The organism is Arthrobacter sp. Hiyo1 (assembly GCF_001263615.2).
GTDB lineage: Bacteria > Actinomycetota > Actinomycetes > Actinomycetales > Micrococcaceae > Arthrobacter.
Genome location: NZ_DF952476.1, coordinates 66,231 through 69,237, shown reverse-complemented (window position 1 = coordinate 69,237; position 3,007 = coordinate 66,231). Strand labels below are relative to the sequence as shown.

Sequence of the window (3,007 nt, the reverse complement as noted above, 5' to 3'; positions counted from 1 at the left end):
CAAGCGCGAGCGGCTCGCCGGTCACGGGATCGACGATCAGCAACTCCTCCTCCACACCAAAAGTGCGCACGGATCAATTGTGCGCCATGGCAGCCTTGCGGAGACAGACCGGGATTTTACGGGCCGCCCGAGGGATTCTCCTGGATCACTCCGACAGGACCGGGGGACAGCCTCTATTTTCCGGGCATTAGCGATAAGCCACCCCCGGGTGATCCAGCAGAATGTCCGCCAACTCATCCACATACGGCACATTCCCTGGGGCGTCAGCCGCAATTCCATGGATAGCTGGATCCATGGATGCTTTGGAATTCCTTGCCACGGTGGGTGGGGTCGCGCGCGTGGGCCTACTGCGCGCCAGCGGCTATACGCCCTCAGCCATCCGCAAGTTGGCTTCCGCCGGGGCACACCAACCGCGAAAAGGCGTGTGGGCCCTCCCGTCAGCGGATCAGGAATACCTCACGGCGATCCTCAATAACGGGCATGTCACCTGCGCGAGCGCAGCTTTACGCTACGGCCTGTGGATCAAGGACAAGCCCATGCGCGTGCACCTGGCTACGCGGCACTGCCGGGGCCGGGGCTTCGTCCGGCATGGCGGCCTACGCCTATCTCGGGAGAATGCCGTCCCCTTGGCATCCGTCGAGGACACTGTGATTCATGCATTGGTCTGCTTGCCAGAGGTCGATGCCATTTCGATTGCGCAGTCTGCCATACAGCAGTTCGGCATCCCGCGGGCCCTGCTCGAAAGCGAGATCTCCGCCAACTACTACGGAAACGCCAGGAGGCTTCTCGCCAAGGCAGACGGCCTGTCCGAATCCGTACCGGAGATCAGCGCCCGTCTGCTGTTCGAATCAGAAGGCCTGACATTCCGTCGCCAAGTCAAAATCCGCGGCGTGGGACGTGTGGACTTTCTCATTGGACGGTGGCTCATCGTTGAAGTCAACGGCTACGCCTTCCACAGCTCGCGGGAGGCTTGGAGGAAAGATATGGCACGCCTGAACGCTGCACAGGCACGTGGCTTTGACCTCCTGAGCTTCGCCCCCGAGCAGATTTGGAACAACCCGGAGCAGGTGATGGACGAAATCCGTGCCGTCCTCGCCCTACACGACGAACAGAGGTGATCGCAACGACGGATTTTGCCGGATCATCGCCAGGGCGCAGAAGGCAAACCCATTGTTTTCGGGGGTGAGCGAACGCTGACTCCGGATGATCCAGCAGAATGTCCTGCTGGTCAGTCCGAATCGTGGAGATTCCGACGTTCTCCGCCCCCATCAGTCCTGGAAGTACTCGATCTTGGCGCCGATGGTGTTGAGCCGCTCGGCCAGGTCCTCGTATCCGCGCTCAATCACGTAGATGTTGCGCAACTCGGACGTGCCGCGGGCCGCCAGCATGGCCAGCAGCAGGCAAGCTGCGGGTCGCAGTGCCGGGGGGCATCCGACTTCCGCGCCACGCCACTTGGTGGGGCCATTGACGTAGATGCGGTGCGGATCGAGCAGTTGAACCTGGGCGCCGAGTTTGTTGAGTTCGGTCAGGTAGATGGCCCGGTTTTCGTAGACCCAGTCGTGGATCATGGTCTGGCCTTCGGCGTTGCCGGCGATGACCGCGAAGAACGGCAAGTTGTCGATGTTTAGACCCGGGAACGGCATCGGATGGATCTTGTCCTCCGGAGCGCGCAACCGTGATGGCTTGGTGGTGACATCCACCAAGCGCGTCCGTCCGTTGCGCGCAAAGTACTCGCCGGAGATGTCGAGCTGTTGGCCCATCTGCTCGAGCGTGGCAAGTTCGATCTCCATGAACTCGATGGGGACCCTGCAGATGGTGACTTCCGAGTTGGTCACGATGCCCGCGGTGATCAGGCTCATGGCCTCGATCGGGTCTTCGGACGGGAAGTACTCAATGTCGACGTCGATCGCCGGGCGCCCAGTGATCTTCAGGGTGGTTGTCCCGATGCCGTCGATGACCACGCCGAGCCCCTGCAGGTAGAAGCAAAGGTCCTGCACCATGTAATTGGGGCTGGCATTGCGGATCACCGTGGTACCGCTGCGGTGTGCGGCGGCCATGATGGCGTTCTCCGTTACGGTGTCACCGCGCTCCGTGAGCACGAAGGTGCGGTGCTCGCCGTCGGCCGGCGGCGCCTGCACGGAATAGAAGCCCGACTTGGCCTCCACCGAGAGTCCGAACTGCCGCAACGCCTGCATGTGCGGTTCCACGGTCCGGGTCCCGAGATCGCAACCGCCGGCGTAGGGCAGTTGGTACGAGGCAGCCTCATCGAGGAGCGGGCCGAGCAGCATGATGACGCTGCGGGTGCGGCGTGCGGCTTCCACGTCCATGGAGGCGAGGTCCAGCGTTTCCGGGCGGCGGATGCGCAGATCGTTGCCGTTCAGCCAGGTGCATTCGACGCCGATGGAGGTCAATACCTCGACGATCCGGTTGACTTCTTCGATCCGGGCGAGCCGCCGCAAGGTGGTGGTGCCGCGGTTGATGAGGCTCGCGCAAAGCAGTGCGACGCCGGCATTCTTGCTGCTGTTGACGTCCACCGAGCCGGAGAGCGTACGTCCGCCCTCCACGCGCAGGTGGGTCATCTGCCGTTTGCCGACCTTGACGATGGTTCGTCCGAAGATCGACTCGAGGCGCTCGATCATGCGCAGGCTGAGGTTTTGCTTGCCTTGTTCCATGCGGGCAATGGCGCTTTGGCTGGTGCCCAGTTCCGAGGCGAGCTGTCCCTGTGTCCAGCCCTTTTCGCCGCGGGCGTCGCGAAGGAGGAGACCTACATGTTCGGCAGTCGGTTGCGTCATGATCAATAAATATCACAGATGGTCTAAGAATTGGAGATTCTGCGACGCAACCCGCTGATTCAGCCAAGCGCTAGTCGCCTCGTGCGATAAGTAAGTCGCAACGGCCGCCGTCGCGTGCCCGGGGCTGCCGGATGGCGGCCCGCCCAATACCCAAGTAGCTCGCAGTTGTTGTCGTTTTGGGGCGTCAAAACGACAACAACTGCGAGTCAGTTGGG

General features: G+C 62.2%; 2 protein-coding genes. One reads left to right on the top strand and one right to left on the bottom strand.

Annotated features, from left to right (window positions below):
- Positions 1-293 precede the first annotated feature (293 nt).
- Positions 294-1,118: an endonuclease domain-containing protein gene (locus AHiyo1_RS20745; RefSeq protein ID WP_059389847.1), complete on the top strand. Its 825-nt coding sequence runs from the start codon at positions 294-296 to the stop codon at positions 1,116-1,118.
- A gap of 150 nt (positions 1,119-1,268) precedes the next feature.
- On the opposite strand, the gene AHiyo1_RS20740 is transcribed toward AHiyo1_RS20745, so the two are convergent.
- The gene (locus AHiyo1_RS20740; RefSeq protein WP_059389848.1) at positions 1,269-2,792 is read right to left on the bottom strand and encodes a UDP-N-acetylglucosamine 1-carboxyvinyltransferase; all 1,524 of its coding nucleotides are present in this window, start codon (positions 2,790-2,792) and stop codon (positions 1,269-1,271) included.
- Positions 2,793-3,007: the final 215 nt, after the last annotated feature.